The organism is Leptospira ainazelensis, assembly GCF_016918785.1.
GTDB classification, from domain to species: domain Bacteria; phylum Spirochaetota; class Leptospiria; order Leptospirales; family Leptospiraceae; genus Leptospira; species Leptospira ainazelensis.
Map to the genome: position 1 here is coordinate 79,952 of NZ_JAFFPT010000003.1, position 15,301 is coordinate 95,252.

Annotated in this window: 15 protein-coding genes; 9 read left to right on the forward strand and 6 right to left on the reverse strand. The window is 43.5% G+C overall.

What is annotated here, in order from left to right:
- Positions 1-26 precede the first annotated feature (26 nt).
- The 5 genes from JWG44_RS00410 to JWG44_RS00430 all read right to left on the reverse strand — a co-directional run bounded on the left by JWG44_RS00410 (position 27) and on the right by JWG44_RS00430 (position 6,239).
- Positions 27-3,200, reverse strand: a complete 3,174-nt coding sequence (locus JWG44_RS00410) for an efflux RND transporter permease subunit (RefSeq protein WP_205272985.1) — start codon at positions 3,198-3,200, stop codon at positions 27-29.
- Positions 3,190-4,620, reverse strand: coding sequence for a TolC family protein (locus JWG44_RS00415; protein ID WP_205272986.1), 1,431 nt, complete (start codon positions 4,618-4,620; stop codon positions 3,190-3,192). The genes JWG44_RS00410 and JWG44_RS00415 overlap by 11 nt, the downstream gene beginning before the upstream one ends.
- Entirely contained in the window at positions 4,617-4,841 is a 225-nt protein-coding gene (locus JWG44_RS00420; RefSeq protein WP_205272987.1) for a YgaP-like transmembrane domain, read from the reverse strand. The genes JWG44_RS00415 and JWG44_RS00420 overlap by 4 nt, the downstream gene beginning before the upstream one ends.
- A 370-nt stretch (positions 4,842-5,211) precedes the next feature.
- Entirely contained in the window at positions 5,212-5,475 is a 264-nt protein-coding gene (locus tag JWG44_RS00425; RefSeq protein WP_205273006.1) for a metal-sensitive transcriptional regulator, read from the reverse strand.
- A 164-nt stretch (positions 5,476-5,639) separates the two neighbouring features.
- Positions 5,640-6,239 (reverse strand): TetR/AcrR family transcriptional regulator, encoded by a 600-nt coding sequence (locus JWG44_RS00430; RefSeq protein WP_205272988.1) that lies wholly within the window; start codon positions 6,237-6,239, stop codon positions 5,640-5,642.
- 107 nt (positions 6,240-6,346) lie between these two features.
- Here JWG44_RS00430 and JWG44_RS00435 point away from each other — a divergent pair, with 107 nt between their 5' ends.
- Complete coding sequence (locus JWG44_RS00435; protein ID WP_205272989.1) at positions 6,347-7,057, forward strand: nitroreductase; 711 nt, start codon at positions 6,347-6,349, stop codon at positions 7,055-7,057.
- 484 nt (positions 7,058-7,541) lie between these two features.
- Here the strand turns inward: JWG44_RS00435 and JWG44_RS00440 are convergent, their stop codons facing one another.
- The gene (locus tag JWG44_RS00440; protein WP_205272990.1) at positions 7,542-7,712 is read right to left on the reverse strand and encodes a hypothetical protein; all 171 of its coding nucleotides are present in this window, start codon (positions 7,710-7,712) and stop codon (positions 7,542-7,544) included.
- Positions 7,713-7,788: 76 nt separating this feature from the next.
- Between JWG44_RS00440 and JWG44_RS00445 the strand changes: the two genes are divergently transcribed.
- The 8 genes from JWG44_RS00445 (at position 7,789) to JWG44_RS22735 (ending at position 15,201) form a co-directional block, all read left to right on the forward strand.
- Positions 7,789-8,274: a MarR family transcriptional regulator gene (locus JWG44_RS00445; protein WP_205272991.1), complete on the forward strand. Its 486-nt coding sequence runs from the start codon at positions 7,789-7,791 to the stop codon at positions 8,272-8,274.
- Positions 8,275-8,607: 333 nt separating this feature from the next.
- Complete coding sequence (locus JWG44_RS00450) at positions 8,608-8,943, forward strand: hypothetical protein (protein ID WP_205272992.1); 336 nt, start codon at positions 8,608-8,610, stop codon at positions 8,941-8,943.
- 59 nt (positions 8,944-9,002) lie between these two features.
- Positions 9,003-9,350 (forward strand): hypothetical protein, encoded by a 348-nt coding sequence (locus JWG44_RS00455; protein WP_205272993.1) that lies wholly within the window; start codon positions 9,003-9,005, stop codon positions 9,348-9,350.
- A gap of 106 nt (positions 9,351-9,456) precedes the next feature.
- Positions 9,457-10,878: a sodium:solute symporter family protein gene (locus JWG44_RS00460; protein WP_205272994.1), complete on the forward strand. Its 1,422-nt coding sequence runs from the start codon at positions 9,457-9,459 to the stop codon at positions 10,876-10,878.
- 755 nt (positions 10,879-11,633) lie between these two features.
- Positions 11,634-12,647 carry a patatin-like phospholipase family protein gene (locus tag JWG44_RS00465; protein WP_205272995.1) on the forward strand — a complete coding sequence of 338 codons (1,014 nt, stop codon included), beginning with the start codon at positions 11,634-11,636 and terminating at the stop codon, positions 12,645-12,647.
- A 607-nt stretch (positions 12,648-13,254) separates the two neighbouring features.
- Positions 13,255-14,289 carry a tyrosine-type recombinase/integrase gene (locus JWG44_RS00470; RefSeq protein ID WP_205272996.1) on the forward strand — a complete coding sequence of 345 codons (1,035 nt, stop codon included), beginning with the start codon at positions 13,255-13,257 and terminating at the stop codon, positions 14,287-14,289.
- A 129-nt stretch (positions 14,290-14,418) separates the two neighbouring features.
- Complete coding sequence (locus JWG44_RS00475) at positions 14,419-14,877, forward strand: BA5345 family protein (protein WP_205272997.1); 459 nt, start codon at positions 14,419-14,421, stop codon at positions 14,875-14,877.
- Positions 14,878-14,880: 3 nt separating this feature from the next.
- Complete coding sequence (locus JWG44_RS22735) at positions 14,881-15,201, forward strand: BA5345 family protein (RefSeq protein WP_456298547.1); 321 nt, start codon at positions 14,881-14,883, stop codon at positions 15,199-15,201.
- Positions 15,202-15,301: the final 100 nt, after the last annotated feature.

Genomic DNA, 15,301 nt, shown 5'->3' on the forward strand with positions numbered 1-15,301 from the left:
TGTTTTCGTTGGATCGGATGCAAACTTTACTCCGTTTCTGCCGTCAATTCTTGCACTCGATTCTTACCCAAAAACCAAAAGTAGAGGGCAGGAACCGCAAATCGGCTGAGAATTGTCGCCGCAATTTCTCCAAAAATCAGAGAAACCGCAAGTCCTTGGAAGATCGGATCCAAGAGCATGATCGCACTTCCGACGACGACCGCAGAAGCCGTCAGAAGCATCGGACGAAAACGAACCACACCCGCGTCGATCACCGCTTGTTTGAGGGGTTTTCCAAAACGAATTTCGGATTCGATAAAGTCCACGAGGATGATCGAATTTCGGACGATGATCCCCGCTCCCGCGATAAAACCGATCATCGAAGTCGCGGTAAAATATGCCCCCGTAAACCAATGTCCGGGCAAAATTCCGATCAAAGAGATCGGGATCGGAGCCATGATGATCAACGGCAGGAAATAATTTTTAAACCAACCGAGCACAAGAACGTAGATGAGAATCATCACAAGCGCGAAGGCTCCTCCCAAATCCCGGAAGACCTCGTATGTGATAAACCATTCTCCGTCCCATTTTACAAAGACTTGATCCGTGTTGCGCGGGGTTTCGGCTGTTCCGGTCGGGTAGTGGATCTTCGGAGCCAATTTAAGAATTCCGTAAACCGGCGCTTCCTCTTCTCCGTAAAACTCGCTCGTGACGTATTCCACCGATCTCAGATTTTTTCGGTTTAACGTCAGATTCTCTCGAACATAAGAATTCTTTAATACACTTTCGGAAGGAATCGATCCGCTTTCCATCGAAGAAACCGTCATCGGACGAAAAGGCGATTGTGAAGAACGGATTCTATCCGATACCGAAAGGTCGACCGTGATCTCCTCCGGATGAACCGCTTCGGATAAGGAAAGAATCGGACTTTCCGAAAAAAGAAACTGTCCGTCTCTTGCGATCGTTTCCGAACGAACCCCCAAAACTCCACCGAGATTGGAATCGAACGGATAAACGATCTTAGGTCTTCCCGGTCGGAGACTCGAATCGAGATCGGTGACTCCTTCCTGTTCGGAAAGTATTTTGTGAATTTCCGTCGCCGTCTTTTTTCGTTCGGTCTCGTTTGGTCCGTAGATCTCGGCGACAAACGTAGCGAGTACGGGAGGTCCGGGCGGGATTTCCAAAACCTTTGTGATCGCGTTTTCCATTCTTCCGAAATTTGCGATCTCGCCCCTCAAAGATTCGATGATCTCGTGACTTTTGGTCGAACGATGTTCTTTGGATTTGAGTACGACGTGAAGATCGATCTGCCAATCCGATTTTCTGAGAAAGCTGTGTTTGACCATTCCCGAAAAGGAGAAGGGCGCGGCTTCTCCTCCGAAAATCTGCACCTTTTCCACATTCTCATTTTTTAATATTCCTTCGGCGAGAATTTTGGATCGATCTATACTTTTTGCAAGAGGAGTTTTTGGATCAAAGTCGATCAATACTTGGAATTCGTCCTTGTCGTCGAACGGAAGCATCTTCACCTTTACGGCTTTAAACGCGACCAAGGAGGACGCAAGCAGTAGAAGTCCTACGATCCCGGCTCCGAATTTGAGAGAATTGACTTTCGAAGCAAGTAGCCAGTTTACGACCCGGATGTAGATCCGGTCCAGTTTGGAAATTTTTTCTTTCTCGGCATGGGAGTGAGAGGTTTTTAAAAGACGAACGCTGACCCAAGGTGTGACGATAAACGCCACCAACAAGGAAAGGATCATCGCAAGACTCGCTCCGACCGGGATCGGTTTCATATACGGACCCATGAGTCCTCTCACAAACGCCATCGGAAGAATCGCCGCGATCACAGTAAAGGTCGCGAGAATGGTCGGATTTCCTACTTCGGAAACGGCTGCGATCGTGGATTCTAAGATACTCCGTTTCGGGTTTTCTTTGAGATGTCGTTCTATGTTTTCGACTACCACGATGGCGTCGTCGACCAGGATCCCGATCGAGAAGATAAGCGCGAATAACGTGACTCGATTGAGCGTGTAACCCAGAAAGTAGTAAAGAGCCAGGGTCAGAGCCAAGGTCACGGGTATCGCGACCGAGACTACAATGGAGGCGCGAAATCCCATCCAGAGCGCGATGAGAATGCTCACCGAAACCGTTGCGATCAAAAGGTGTTCGATCAATTCTTTGGACTTTGCATCCGCGGTCGATCCATAGTCTCGGATCACCGACATTTTCACGTCGTTCGGAAGATTTTTTCCGAAACTTTCAGCTCTTTCTAAAAGTTCTTTGGAAAGAGGAACGACGTTGGTTCCCTTTCTTTTGGAGAAGCTGATCGTGACCGAGTTTCTTTCCTTTCCGCCGATATTCTTGTCGTAGAGGACGGACTCTTTGTTTCTTTCCTGCGGACCTTCTACGATTTCAGCGACGTCGGAAACCCGGATCACCCGACCTCCGCGTTGTGCGACCGGAAGAGAACGTACGTCTTCCAGTTTGGAAATCGTGGTCCCAACTTCTACGTCGTATTTTTTTTCCTTTCCCCAGTTTTGTCCGACCGGAAGAAACGTATCGTTGAGTCGGAGAGAATTGGCGATGTCGGAGACGCTGATCCCGGAACGATTCATTCTCGACGGATCGGCGATCACACGTACCGATTTTTTTCTTCCTCCCAAAAGTTCCACCTTGGAAAGATCCGGAGTTCCTGAAAGTTCTCTCGCCAAAGGAGCGACTAACGTGCGTAAGGAGTAGTCGTCCCTTTGATCGGAACTAAACGTTAGAGCCAAAAACGGAACGTCGTCGATCGTCAAGGATCGAACCGTAGCCGGCGCCACGTTAGGCGGCAATTCTCTTTGAACTTCCATAAGTTTGTGATGGATTTTTACAAGGGAAGGTTCTAAGGGTTGACCCACTTCGAAACGAACGGTAACGATCGCATTGTGATCCCCGCTCGCTGAATAAACGTATTCCACACCTTCCAATCCCCAAACCGCTCTTTCAATCGGCTCGGTGACTTTGCGTTCCACTTCATAACGGCTAAAACCCGGAGCGGAAAGTTGAATGTCGATCATGGGAACCGAGATCTGCGGCTCTTCTTCCTTCGGAGTAAGATAGACCGCGATGATTCCTAAAAAAAGACTCGAGAAGATAAGAATCGGGGTGAGTTTAGAATGAACAAACGTGAGTGCGATCTTCCCGGCAAATCCGGTCTTTTGTGGTTGTTTATCTTTCATTGGAATTTCCTCTTTTTGTGAAGATTGAGAGTTCGCCTCGAATTCTCAGATATTCCGATTCCGAGGCCGTTTTCATTTTTAGAAGATTGACCATCGCTGAAAAAGATTCCGCGAGCTGAGGAGCTTGGATCGTTCCATTGCGGAAAAGTTTTTGAGAAACCTGCAATTGTTCCTCTTGGAGTCGGACCGATTCATAGATGGACTTTAAATTTTCGGAAAGAGTTTTCTCTTGTTGGACGAGAATTCTAAAATTACTTTCCTCTCTCAGCCTGATCTCTTCCGATTTCTTTTTGGCGCCTTCGGCCTTCACCTTTGCCTCGTCTAACGCGCCTATGTCGGCCGGACTTAGGAGATTCATCTGCAGATAAACTCCGGCGTTGTAGGAATTTGCAAAATTCCGATTTCCGTCGTAAGCGTATGTTTCCGCGTAAGCCGCGATCTTGGGTAAGAATTTTGATTTTTCAGAATTCACGGATTCTTTCGCGCCGTCGGCGTAAGCGGAATAAGCGTCTGCGAGAGGGGTATGACCCGTTTCCTGCTCCGAAGGAAGAGGGAGATACTCTTCCACAAACTTAAGAAGTGAGTTTTTTTTCGGTTTAAAATCGGCGGGAAGATCGACCGCGAGATAGTGAAGAGTTTCTTCCGCGCTTTGTCGAAGGGTTTCCTGTTCTTTTTTAGAAACATCTAATATAAGTTGTAAGGACTTAAGAGCCAAAGAACCGGAAAACCCGACAAGATTGGAACGGTTTCCGATTTGGTATTGGGCTAAAAAGTCGGAGATTTTGCGGTGAAGATTTTCGGCGATCTTTCCGTTCTCTTCAGAAAGAAGGATCGACTGATAAGCGACCGCCGCGTTGGAATATTCGCGAAAACGAATGTATTTTTCTTCTGCGTGTACCGCGCTCAAACGTTTTTCTTGAATGAGGGACGCGGATGATTTAGCACCGCCTTCGTAAAGAGGAAGCTCGATTCCTAACGTTCCTCTTGCGTAGGTTTGGGAACCCGGATTGTTGAGAGTGTCTTTTGCAAAAATATTCGCGGTATTCGAATTCAAACCGGTGTAAGGCTGGTTGTTTGTATCCAAATAATTGGAAGGTTGAGAACGTACGCTCGCAGTGGAAAAATCGGATTGAGTCGCCGATCTTTGTCCGAGTTTTCCCATAAAATTCAAAGCAGGATCGTTTGTCTGAAAAGAGCGAACATCGGCGTAGACTTTTGGGAGCCAGTGTTTTTTCGCGCGATCCTTGGAAATTTCCGCGGCCTGAACTTCGAGAGCCTTCGATTTTAAGCTGGGAGCCTGGGTTTGAATTTTTGACCATACTTCCGAAAATTCAAGAACACTTTCCGCGCGAACCTCGCCCAAAAAGGGCGAGGCCAGAAACGCTACAAGAATCGGAAGAATTCCTAAATAGGATTTCATCTTTTTTCTCCTTGAATCTCGCGCAAGGAAGGGATTCCGAAACCTTTAAGAATCAGCGACATAGGACAAAATCCCGCAAACGCAAAGAGGATCATATTGATTCCAACGAGGAAATTCAAAACATACCCCCAGGGATTTACAAGAAGCCCTAAAGTAACTCCTATCAAAGATACGGTTCCACCGATTAAAAAAAGTAGCCTTTCTCTATACCAGTTGTTCATCTTGTTCTCCTTTGTATACCCCGGTGGGTATACAATAATTGACATACCCTACGGGGTATATGTTTTCGGAAAGTAGAATTTTATTTTTCAAAAACGATAAAGTAAGAGGTTTTGTCGGGGAAAACGCGAAAATCGGCCGATGAACGATCAATACGGGTAAATGGGCAAAAAGGATCTCGAATTCAGCCAAGCTCAACCGAAGTTTTTTTCGATTGGTATTAAGGAGGAATTCCTCCTATCCAAGGCTTGTAGAAGGAACTTCGATACGGATACGAAAGAATTTCCGCAAAAAAAGTTATAAGATGTTGAAAATAGCAGAAGGATCATAGAATGAGAGAAATCGTCATTCTCTGATCAAATACGATGTTGATTAAAGGAAAAAAGCGGCTTTGATCGCGGTCCGGATGTTTTCCATATTCGGTTTTTTCTTATTTTCCGCAAGGCAACGATCCATGTATTCTTGCACATAGGCCTCTCCGAATTTTTTGAGGGCCTGGCTTGCTGCTTTTAACAAAAGCAGCGTTTTTTCGCAGTCCATCGAATCGTTGAGAAGGCCTTTTTCAACAGCGTCTAACTGACCTTTGATTCTGTGGATTCGATTGATCAAAAGTTTGGAATCTTTTTCCGTTGTCATAGCCATATACCATACGGGGTATATTCGACGTCAATCTGAAATTGAACACCTTTCTCGGTTCGTAACTTTCCCATTAAAAAAACGATTAGTTTCTTTTATGACTCAAAAGGTTATGGGATGAGAATCGATACTGAAAAGGAAAATTTTCGAAAGAGAAGAACTACTTAATTCCTGCTCGAAGGAATATTCTGAAAAATGGCTTCAACGATGATCGGGAGATCGTCTAATGCTGAAATTTTTCCGGTAAGTTTCCAAGTGTGAAGAACGCCTTCGTAACACGAAAAAACTCTTCTTGCGAGAAGTTTTGGATCCGCGTTTTTAGAAACAAAACCTTCCTTCTGCCAATCGGACAAATAAGAGGATAGGATTTCGATCGTTTTTAAGGAGACCCTTTTTGCTTCCTCTGAAATGGAGTGAGAGGTGGAGGCGATTTGTGCGACCGTGTTTGCCATCGGACAACCTGCGAAAGCGCTGTTTCGAGTTTGTCTTCTTAAAATTTGAGTCCAGGCTCGAATAAATTCTTGAGGATTGACGGACCTTGATTTTAATTTTTCCAAAAGAACGAGTTGTTCCTCTCCGTAGAATTCGATGTATGCCCGGCCGAGATCGTCCTTTGACGGAAAATGATCGTAAAAACTGGCCTTTGCGGTTTTGGATTCTTGGATGATTTGATTGATTCCGGTATTCCCGTAGCCTTGAGATTGAAAAAGCCGGACTGCGGTTTCTAAAATTCTATATTTCGGTCCGGATTCTCTACTTGACATTTTTGGTTCCCTTTGATTGAATAGCAGACAGACTTGTCTGTTCAAGTTCTTTCTTCTTTCATCAAATCAGGAAAAGGAAGAAAACGCAAGTCCAATTTGGAGTTTTTATGTCATCTACTGAAACCACGGAAGCCGAATTTGTAAATGTCGCGGGAGTTGCGACCAGCGTAGAAGAAGCGGTTCGAACCAGACACAGCGTTCGAGACTATGAATCGAGGCCGATTGAAGAGGACGTTTTGCAGGATCTTTTTCAAAAATCGCTTAGAGCCCCGAGTTGGAAAAACAGCCAGCCCTGGAAGGTGCACGTCGTAAGCGGAGAGAGAAGGGGGAAGATGGCGAATCTTCTTATGGAAAGGGCGAAAAAAGGAGAACCGATTCCGGATACGATTTGGCCGGCTTCATTTCCGGCGAGTGCAAAAAAAAGAATGTTCGATCTTGGAATGAAAATCTACGGAGTGGCCGGGATCGAGCGTAAGGACAAAGAAGCAAGAGACAACTTTATGCTTCGCAACTTTGATTTTTTCGGAGCTCCTACTGCGGTTTTTATCACTACCGAATTCGAACTGAACTTTTACATAGCGCTTGATATCGGATGTTATTTGAATACCTTAATGTTACTCGCTCGAGGTTATGGTTTGGGATCGGTTCCTCAGGCCGCGTTATCCGCCTTTCCGGAGGTGGTAAGATCGGAGTTGGGTCTTTCCGAATCGGAGAAGGTGGTTTGCGGATTGAGCCTGGGATATCCAAAAGCGGATTCCGATCTCAATCGGTTTCATACTCCGAGAGAATCGACCGGAGATATTGTTAAGTTTTATTGATGGAAATAATCTTTCGTTGTTTCTTGCGGAAAATCTTCTTTGCATCAAATAGATAAGTATATTAGAATATATTTGTCTATTTTGTCATAAGAATAGAAGCGAAATACATTTTGGAAAGGAGTTTAGAATAGGATAATTCGAAAGAGTTTTGTAGGAGTTTCTACAAAAGTGAGAGAGAATTTTACTTGCAAAAATGAAGTTTTTCTGATAGAGAAAAGTCACCCGAGTTTTTCCCGCCGCCTCTCCTCCTCCACCCAAAATCAGGGCGGGGCGCGCGACTTTTCGCAGAGGATTGTCGTCGTATTTCCGACAGAGAAATCTTGGAATTCCAATCATCGTTTGTGTGTAAGGTTTTGTTAAAGAAACCTTACACTCTCAGTAAGACTCATCTGAAAAACGTGTTTTCTAAAAAGAAAATTTCTAACTCTCGCATAACGAGTATTTTGCGAACTTAAAAATCCGATTTCCTCGATTCTTTTTTTCCTCACTGAAGAAGTGCGATGGAACGACCGATGTATCCGACTACCGTCAGGAGGACCAAAAACAATCCGAAAGAAAGAAGTGCAATACTAAGTCCGATCGGTGTATCCCAGCTATACCATTTTCCAAGCGAAAGCTTGACGGAATTTTCGAATTCTTTGTCCTTTGAATGCATGAGAAAACCTCTTCTGTCTTTTTCTTTTCTACTCGATGCTAAGATTGATTGAGTATCTTAATGAATCTAACTAAATATGTCAACTGATAATCTGAATCATTCCCTCCGTGAGGAGCTCCTACAAAAACTTTCCCTGGTAAGTCATCATTCCAGCAACGCGACCGTTCTCTTCCACCAAGCGGCCGCCGAAAAATTCGGGCTGAATGCAACAGATATGAAAACCCTTCCACTTTTGGAAGAAGGCCCTATCGTCGCCGGAAAACTGGCGGAATCCCTCGGTTTGACCACCGGTGCGGTCACTTCGGTGATCGATCGTCTGGAAAGGGTGGGACTTGTTCGTCGAGTGGCCGATCCGAACGATCGAAGAAAGGTCGTAGTCGAGTTGATAAACGAGGCCATTCAAGAAGCGGGTAAAATCTATTCTCCGATGGGAAACGCGATGATGAGTCTTTTTCAAAACTACAGCGATGAAGAATTGGAACTTCTCATACGATTTCAAGAAGAGACTGCCAAAATTCTCATCCAAGAAGCGACTCATCTTCGTAATCTTTCCAAATCTTAAGAAGAACTCCGAGACAAACTATATTCCATATTTATCAAGTGTTTTGAAAATCTATACGTCGGATTTTTTCAAGAACCCGCTTTGGGAGAAAAGAAAGGTATTGAGATTCTAAAAATTCAGATTCTCCAGTCGATCCGTTTCGGAAGCGAAATAGGACTTCGAGAATCGTTTGGAAACTTGGATAAGATTCGATTCTTTGGAAGAGCCTCGGATTGCGGAAAGAGAAAATTTCCGCCAGAACGAATTCTGAAACAGAGAATCTTTGTATGGAAATTTATTTCCTCGTTTTCAAAACTGGTTTCAAATTTGGATCCCCGGTTTTTGGAGAATTTAATGTCCGAAATTTTAGTGATCTTTACGCTCCTCATTCTTTCCCCTTTGGAACTCAAGTTGATCAGCGAACGTATCGACGTTCGTACGGGGGTTTCCGATGGAAAATCCGAGTTTATTTTTGAAAATACGCAGAGCGGTTTTTCTTTGATCGGGAAAAAAATGTCGGCACTAAAAGGGAACGAGCCTTCCAGAGACTGTATCATCAATCTCTCAGAGCAAGACGGAGGTTTTCTGGGAAAAACGGTAAATAATTCTCCGAAAAATTTAGGTTTGACCAAGGGATTCGATCATTCCACGTTAGCCGATCTCTGCAAAAAAACGTTTGTCAAAAAATAATTCTCAAAACTAAAAAACGAACTCAAAAAGAAAGACCTTCCGGCGTTGGAAAGAATAAGATGGTTTTAGTTAAATCGATTTTTATTTTTACAATCCTCATTCTTTCCGAAACCGAACTCAAGCTGATAAGCGAGCAGATCGAAACAAACTCAACGATCTCAAAATCGGAAGGAAAGTTCGAATACACTTTTGAAAATACAAAGGAGGGCGCTCAGTTTCTTTCCCAAAAAATGAAGGAGCTCCGAGGAACGTTTTTTTCGGAAGAATGTATCATCAATCTTTCCCGGAGCGACGAAGGTCATTACGACAAATGGGTTCGTGATTCTCCGAAAAATATAGGAGACTTTGGGAATCTCGATCATTTTCAACTCGCCGATCTTTGTAAAAAAGCTCACACAAAGAAATGATCTTGAAAACTTAAGATCTTTTCCCGTTTTTAAAAATAAAAATCACTTTGGTTTTGAATTGATTTTCCGGAGGAAAAAAAAGAAAGGATAGATCAAAGGTAAATCATTGCTCGGTATTTCTGTAATCTTATATCTCCTCACAACCATTCTGATCGGAGCGATTGCTTCGCGTTTTGTAAGCGATTCTAAGGACTACGTTCTCGCGGGGAGAAGGCTTCCTCTTTTTCTGGCTTCTTCCGCGTTGTTCGCGACCTGGTTCGGTTCGGAGACCTTGCTCGGGGCCTCTTCTCGATTCGTAGAGGAAGGAATTTTAGGAGTGATCGAAGATCCTTTCGGCGCCGCACTTTGTCTTTTTCTGGTCGGTCTTTTTTTTGCACGTCCTCTTTACCGAATGAATATTCTCACCTTCGGAGATTTTTATAAGAATCGTTTTGGAAGAAGGGCGGAAGTTGTTTCGAGTGTTTTTATGATCCCTTCTTATTTCGGTTGGATCGCAGCCCAATTTGTCGCGTTGGGAATCATTCTTCATTCATTGACCGATCTTCCGGTTTCGACGGGAATTTTTTTAGGCGCCGGGGTCGTTTTGGTTTATACTACGATCGGAGGAATGTGGGCGATTTCTCTCACCGACTTTTTACAGACGATCTTAATCGTATTAGGACTTGCTTATATAGTTTGGGATTTAAGCGGAAAGGCGGGCGGAATCGGCGTCGTTTTAGAATCCACAAAACCGGGTTTTTTCAGTTTTGTTCCCGAGATGAATCCGAAAAGTATTTTGGTTTATATCGCGGCTTGGATGACGATCGGGCTCGGTTCGATTCCTCAACAGGACATTTTTCAGAGGGTGATGGCTTCCAAATCGGAGAAAGTTGCGGTCTATTCTTCGCTTTTGGCTTCTTTCTTTTATCTAAGCGTGGCCTTACTTCCTTTACTCGCGGTTCTTTGTGCTAGAAAAGTTTATCCGGAAATCGCGGCTTCGGACGCACAGATGATTCTTCCCAAAACGGTTTTGGCGCACACAGGTTTGTTTACTCAGATTCTTTTTTTTGGAGCTCTTTTGTCCGCGGTGATGAGCACGGCGAGCGGGGCCATTTTAGCTCCTGCTTCCGTTTTGGGAGAGAACGTGATTCGTCCATTCTTAAAAAATCCTTCCGAAAAACATCTTTTAAGAATATTAAGAATTTCTGTTGGAGTGATCACCCTTGTTTCCCTATCGATGGCAATCACGAAAAGTAATATCTACGAATTGGTTTCGCAGGCGTCGGCTCTGAGTTTGGTTTCTCTTTTTGTTCCCTTGGTCGCGGGGCTTTTTTGGAAACATTCCACGGGAACGGGGGCTGTCGCTTCCATGATCTGCGGCTTTTTTGTCTGGCTTTTTTGGAATTTGGGTTCTTTTGAGATTCCCGCTTCCATTCCGGGGCTTCTCGCGAGTTGGATCGCACTCCACGCGGGAGATTTTTTGGAAAGAAGGGGATACGGTTTTTCGGAGCAGGGGAACGTCGAGGAAGAATCGATACAGAAGATGTAGGAGCTCTTACAAAATAAAAAGAGACTTTTCTCTTGCAAAAAGTTTTTTAGAATCAACAAGGATCCCAATCGGAATTTTTGTAGGAGTTCCTACAAAAAGAAGGGGTTATTTTTACTTGCAAAGATGAGGTTTTTCTGATAGAGGAAAGTCACCGATTTTTTCCCTGCGACGCGATCCGTAAAGAGCGTCGCATTGAGTTAATCCGCCTCTCCTCCTCCACCCAATCAGCATAACCTTACCCACAAAGTGCTTTGAATCTTAAGAAAAATCTGTCGTAACAACGACAGTCCTCCGTAAAACGAAAGCCCCGTCCTGAAATTTTGGGTGGAGGGGCGGGAGGCGGAAGACTCCCGGCGATTTTCCTATATCACAGGATTAAAACTTTGCAAGGAATATTCTCTCTCAGAGCTTTTGTAGGAACTCCTACAAAAAGTCATACTGGGATCCTTCTTCATTCTAAATCGCTTTTCTAACTTGTGGGTAAGGTTATGCAATCAGGGCGGGGCCGCGCGACTTTCACGGAGGATTGTCGGAACAGAGGGGGGATTGAATATTAAGGAAAGAACCCGACAAGAAAATTACAAATCCAATCCAGATCTTTTTTCGCTGAACGCTCCGGACTTAGACACTCATTCAAAGGCCTTCTTCTTTTTCAAAAGACGATCCGAAAAAGGAAGAAAAAATTTTCCCAATAATTTCTTTTCTCGTAAGGATCGCACGTCAAACTATGGTCAAAAGTATTTTCGGAGAATTCAATGCCGCCCGTTTTAGACGATTCCATTGCGTTTGAGAGAAGACAGGAATCCCAGACGCGTTTGGGAGAAGCCTTCCAAGGACTCTGGATGGAAAACGAAATCAGTTTTGCCATCGCCGGAGGAGGATGTAAGGCGTTTTACGGATTGGGTTTTGGACATGAGATGAAATCCTGGGGAATAAAATTCCGGGAAGTTTCCGGAGTTTCCGCGGGAGCTGCCATGGCTCTCTGTTTGATCTGCGACGGAGAAGAAGAATGTGTGGCCTTCTTCGAAAACATCGTAAGAAAAAATCCTCAGAACTTCTATCTAAGCCGTCTTTTCAAAGGGGAACGGGCGTTTCCTCACGAAGAGATGTATCGAAAGACGATTCGTTTTGGAATGGACTTCGAAAAGATCAAAAAATCCGGGACAAAAGTTTTCATCCATACGTTACGCGCCATCCCTAAAAACGATTCCCTGAAGAATAAGTTTCGTCTTGCGAGATTGATCGCCGAAACCGCAAAAGCCTTTTTAGAAGACGAGAGGGACCGCTCTCGAGGACTGAATACGGAAAGGATGCAGAGAGTTCTTAGAAATTGGAATATGAAAGAAATTTTATTTACCGAAAAGGATTTCGACGATCCTCAGACGGTGGAGCAGATCATTCTCAATTCTTCTTCCGTTCCTCCCGTGGTCTCCGTTCAGAGTCACGGAAAAGAATATTACTTTGACGGAGGATTGACGAACAATCTTCTCTTAGAGGCCTTTCCACCCGACAGCAAGACGATAGGAATCTACTACGAGCCAACGACGATCGTAGGGAAGGATCCAAAACTTCTCGAGAGATGTTTTTTACAAACCCCTTCCGAACCATTGCCGATCACTTCTTTCGATTATACCGATCCCGTCGGTGTTCGAGGCGCATACGAACTCGGAAAACAAGACGCTCGGCTTCAGAAGGAGCGAATTTTCGAATATCTCAAGAGAGACTGGGCAAAAGCGGTTTCCTCATTCAAATCCAAAACGAATTCTTAATTCTGAATCCAAAGAGAGAAACAAAGACGAAAGAAACCTTTCTCTTTTATATTTTTTTAGATCAGAGTTTTTCCCTTAACCGGGAAGAAAATTTGTAGAAGCTCCTACAAGAACCTTCCGTTCCTCCGTCTTTCGCTTTTTGCGAGATTGGTCTCCCGATTGAAAACGGAGGAGTTCCCAGAGTCTCCTGATCGGGGCAGGAGCCTAAAGGAAAAGAATTTTTCTTTTCCCCATTCTAAGGTAAAAATCCAAGAAGAATCGAATTCCTTTCCAAAAAGTTTAACTTTCTCCGGGAGAATCCATTTCATCCAAAGAGATAAGGAAATTTTCGCGTTACGCGGCATTGTAAAGTTCCGGAAATAAACGCCTCTTCTTAAAAAAACGGTTTCTTGATTCTAAAATGCCACCCGGGGACGTTGAATATTACAAAAAGAAGAAGTTATGAAAAAAGAAATTCAAACGCCGGAAAATGTGTCAGAATCTCCTTGACCGTATACTACAAGATTCTATTTTTTTCAAACACGTGTGACTAATGGGGCGAAGCTGTCTATTCCGCCACATTCTTTTTTTACTATACAAATATATAGCACTCTCTCATTCTTTCCCCATGCGTTTCTTTTTAGAAAAGAAGGGAAGGTTCCTTTTAGTTCGTTTTTCATACGACTCGGAGGCCTACGAGTTCGTAAGAAGAATTCCCAAGGCAAAATGGGATCCGATTCGGAAGAATTGGGTGCTTCCTTTTTCCGAAGCCAACTTGGACATATTCCTGAAGTTAGATTCTTCCAAAGTGGTTCTCAAGGGAGAGCTGGAGCTCCGAAGTTGGATCAAGGCTCTGAGGCTGAAGAATTCTTCCAGGAGAACGATTCAAGCGTATTACTCAAATGTAGTCTCGCTTCTAAAATGGTCGGGGAAGAATCCAAAAGAGATCGAAAAGAAGGACGTCCTAACGTTCTTAGAAGTTTCCTTTCTGGAGAAGAAATTGAGCGCGACGAGTGTCTCTTTGAGAATCCAAGCTCTGAATTCTTACTTTGGATTTCATCTGGGAAAACCTTGGTTTAAGAATCTTCCAAGACCCAAGAGGGAAAAAAAACTTCCGGATATTCTTTCTCCTTTAGAAGTTTCTAATATTCTTACCGCCCTTCCGAATCCGAAACACAAACTTCTTCTTTCCTTTTGTTACGCGAGCGGTCTAAGGGTGAGCGAATTGGTGAAGCTTAGACCCGAAGATATTGACGAAACGAGAAAAAGTCTCAAGGTTAGAGAAGGTAAGGGAAAGAAGGATCGTTTTACGATGCTTTCTCAGGCCTGCGCTTCTCTCTGGAAAGAGTTTCGAGAGGCAAATCCTTACGAAGAATGGGTTTTTCCGGGACAGGATCCTTCGAAGCCCATTCACATGCGGACTGCGGAGAAAATCTTTGAGGCGGCAAGAAAAAAAGCCGGAATCAAAAAGCCCGTGAGCATTCACGGCCTCCGTCACGCTTTCGCCACTCACCTTCTGGAAGCCGGTACCAACATCAAACACATCCAGTTTTTGTTGGGCCACAAAAGTGTGAGGACCACCGAGATCTACACCCAGGTCAGTCAAGTTCGTCTCACCGAAGTTGCCAGCCCCCTCGATCTCCTAAACCTCAAAAAAAATTAGGCGTTTATACGCCCTTCGACTATCGCTACAGTTTTCTGCGTTTACACGAAACACGCCAGTGCTATTCTTATATCACACTCGGACAGTTTGAGTTAGGCGACATCGCTAATAAAAAGCTCATAAGGAAATATGACTGAATTCAATAAAATAATCCGCTATCTAATTCCCGTATTTATTTACTTTGGATATTCTTTTGTGTTTATTAGTCTTTGGTTGTTACCGAAGATATATTTTTACGAAATATTAACAGACAGCAAAGTCGAAATTTCTCTAATTATTCCTTTCGCTGCTGGTATAGGTTTCGTTATAAGCGCAATTCATCACTATTGCTTCTGGAATGTTCCTTTTTATCCGAAAACAAAATATCGAAATTTTATTAAAAATTTGGAACAATCAAGGTTATTAAAATTCGTAAAACAAAAGAAGTATTCTGCAGTTGAAAGAAAAGGTCTACTATCTCTGATCAAACAATTTTTTCGGGAACCCAAAGTCTTGGAGAAGAAATATAGAAAATTAAATGAAGAAGACTATTGGAGGATCATTAATATTTTATGGCATAGATTGCGAGAGGATGATTTATCTTTTTAAAAAATCAATAGTCGAAACGACTCATTAACGGATTTAATGCATGGAAATGGATCCTCCCTCATATCGTTGATTCTGGCAGGTATAACGTCTTGCTTTTATATTGCTTACTGCTATCTGGAATTCAATGTGCTGGCTACCGAGTTTTATAACAAATATACACTGGTATTCTTTTTTCTTTTTTTCGTGTTGCTTTTTCTTCATTCTAAAAGCTATAAGTTTACTACTGAAAATTTGAATAAATTTGTTCAAGATGCATTATTTCATTCTTTATCATTAAAGAAAAAGAATGATTTACCGGTAAAATTCTATCTTGGAAATTTTTAAATATTAAGAATAGCGACGTCGCATAACTTCGGCTTCTCGCTCCGTTCGCGACTCACGGTTCCCGCTCGCGCTCACTTCGGGCTAAAGCCACATTGCTTTG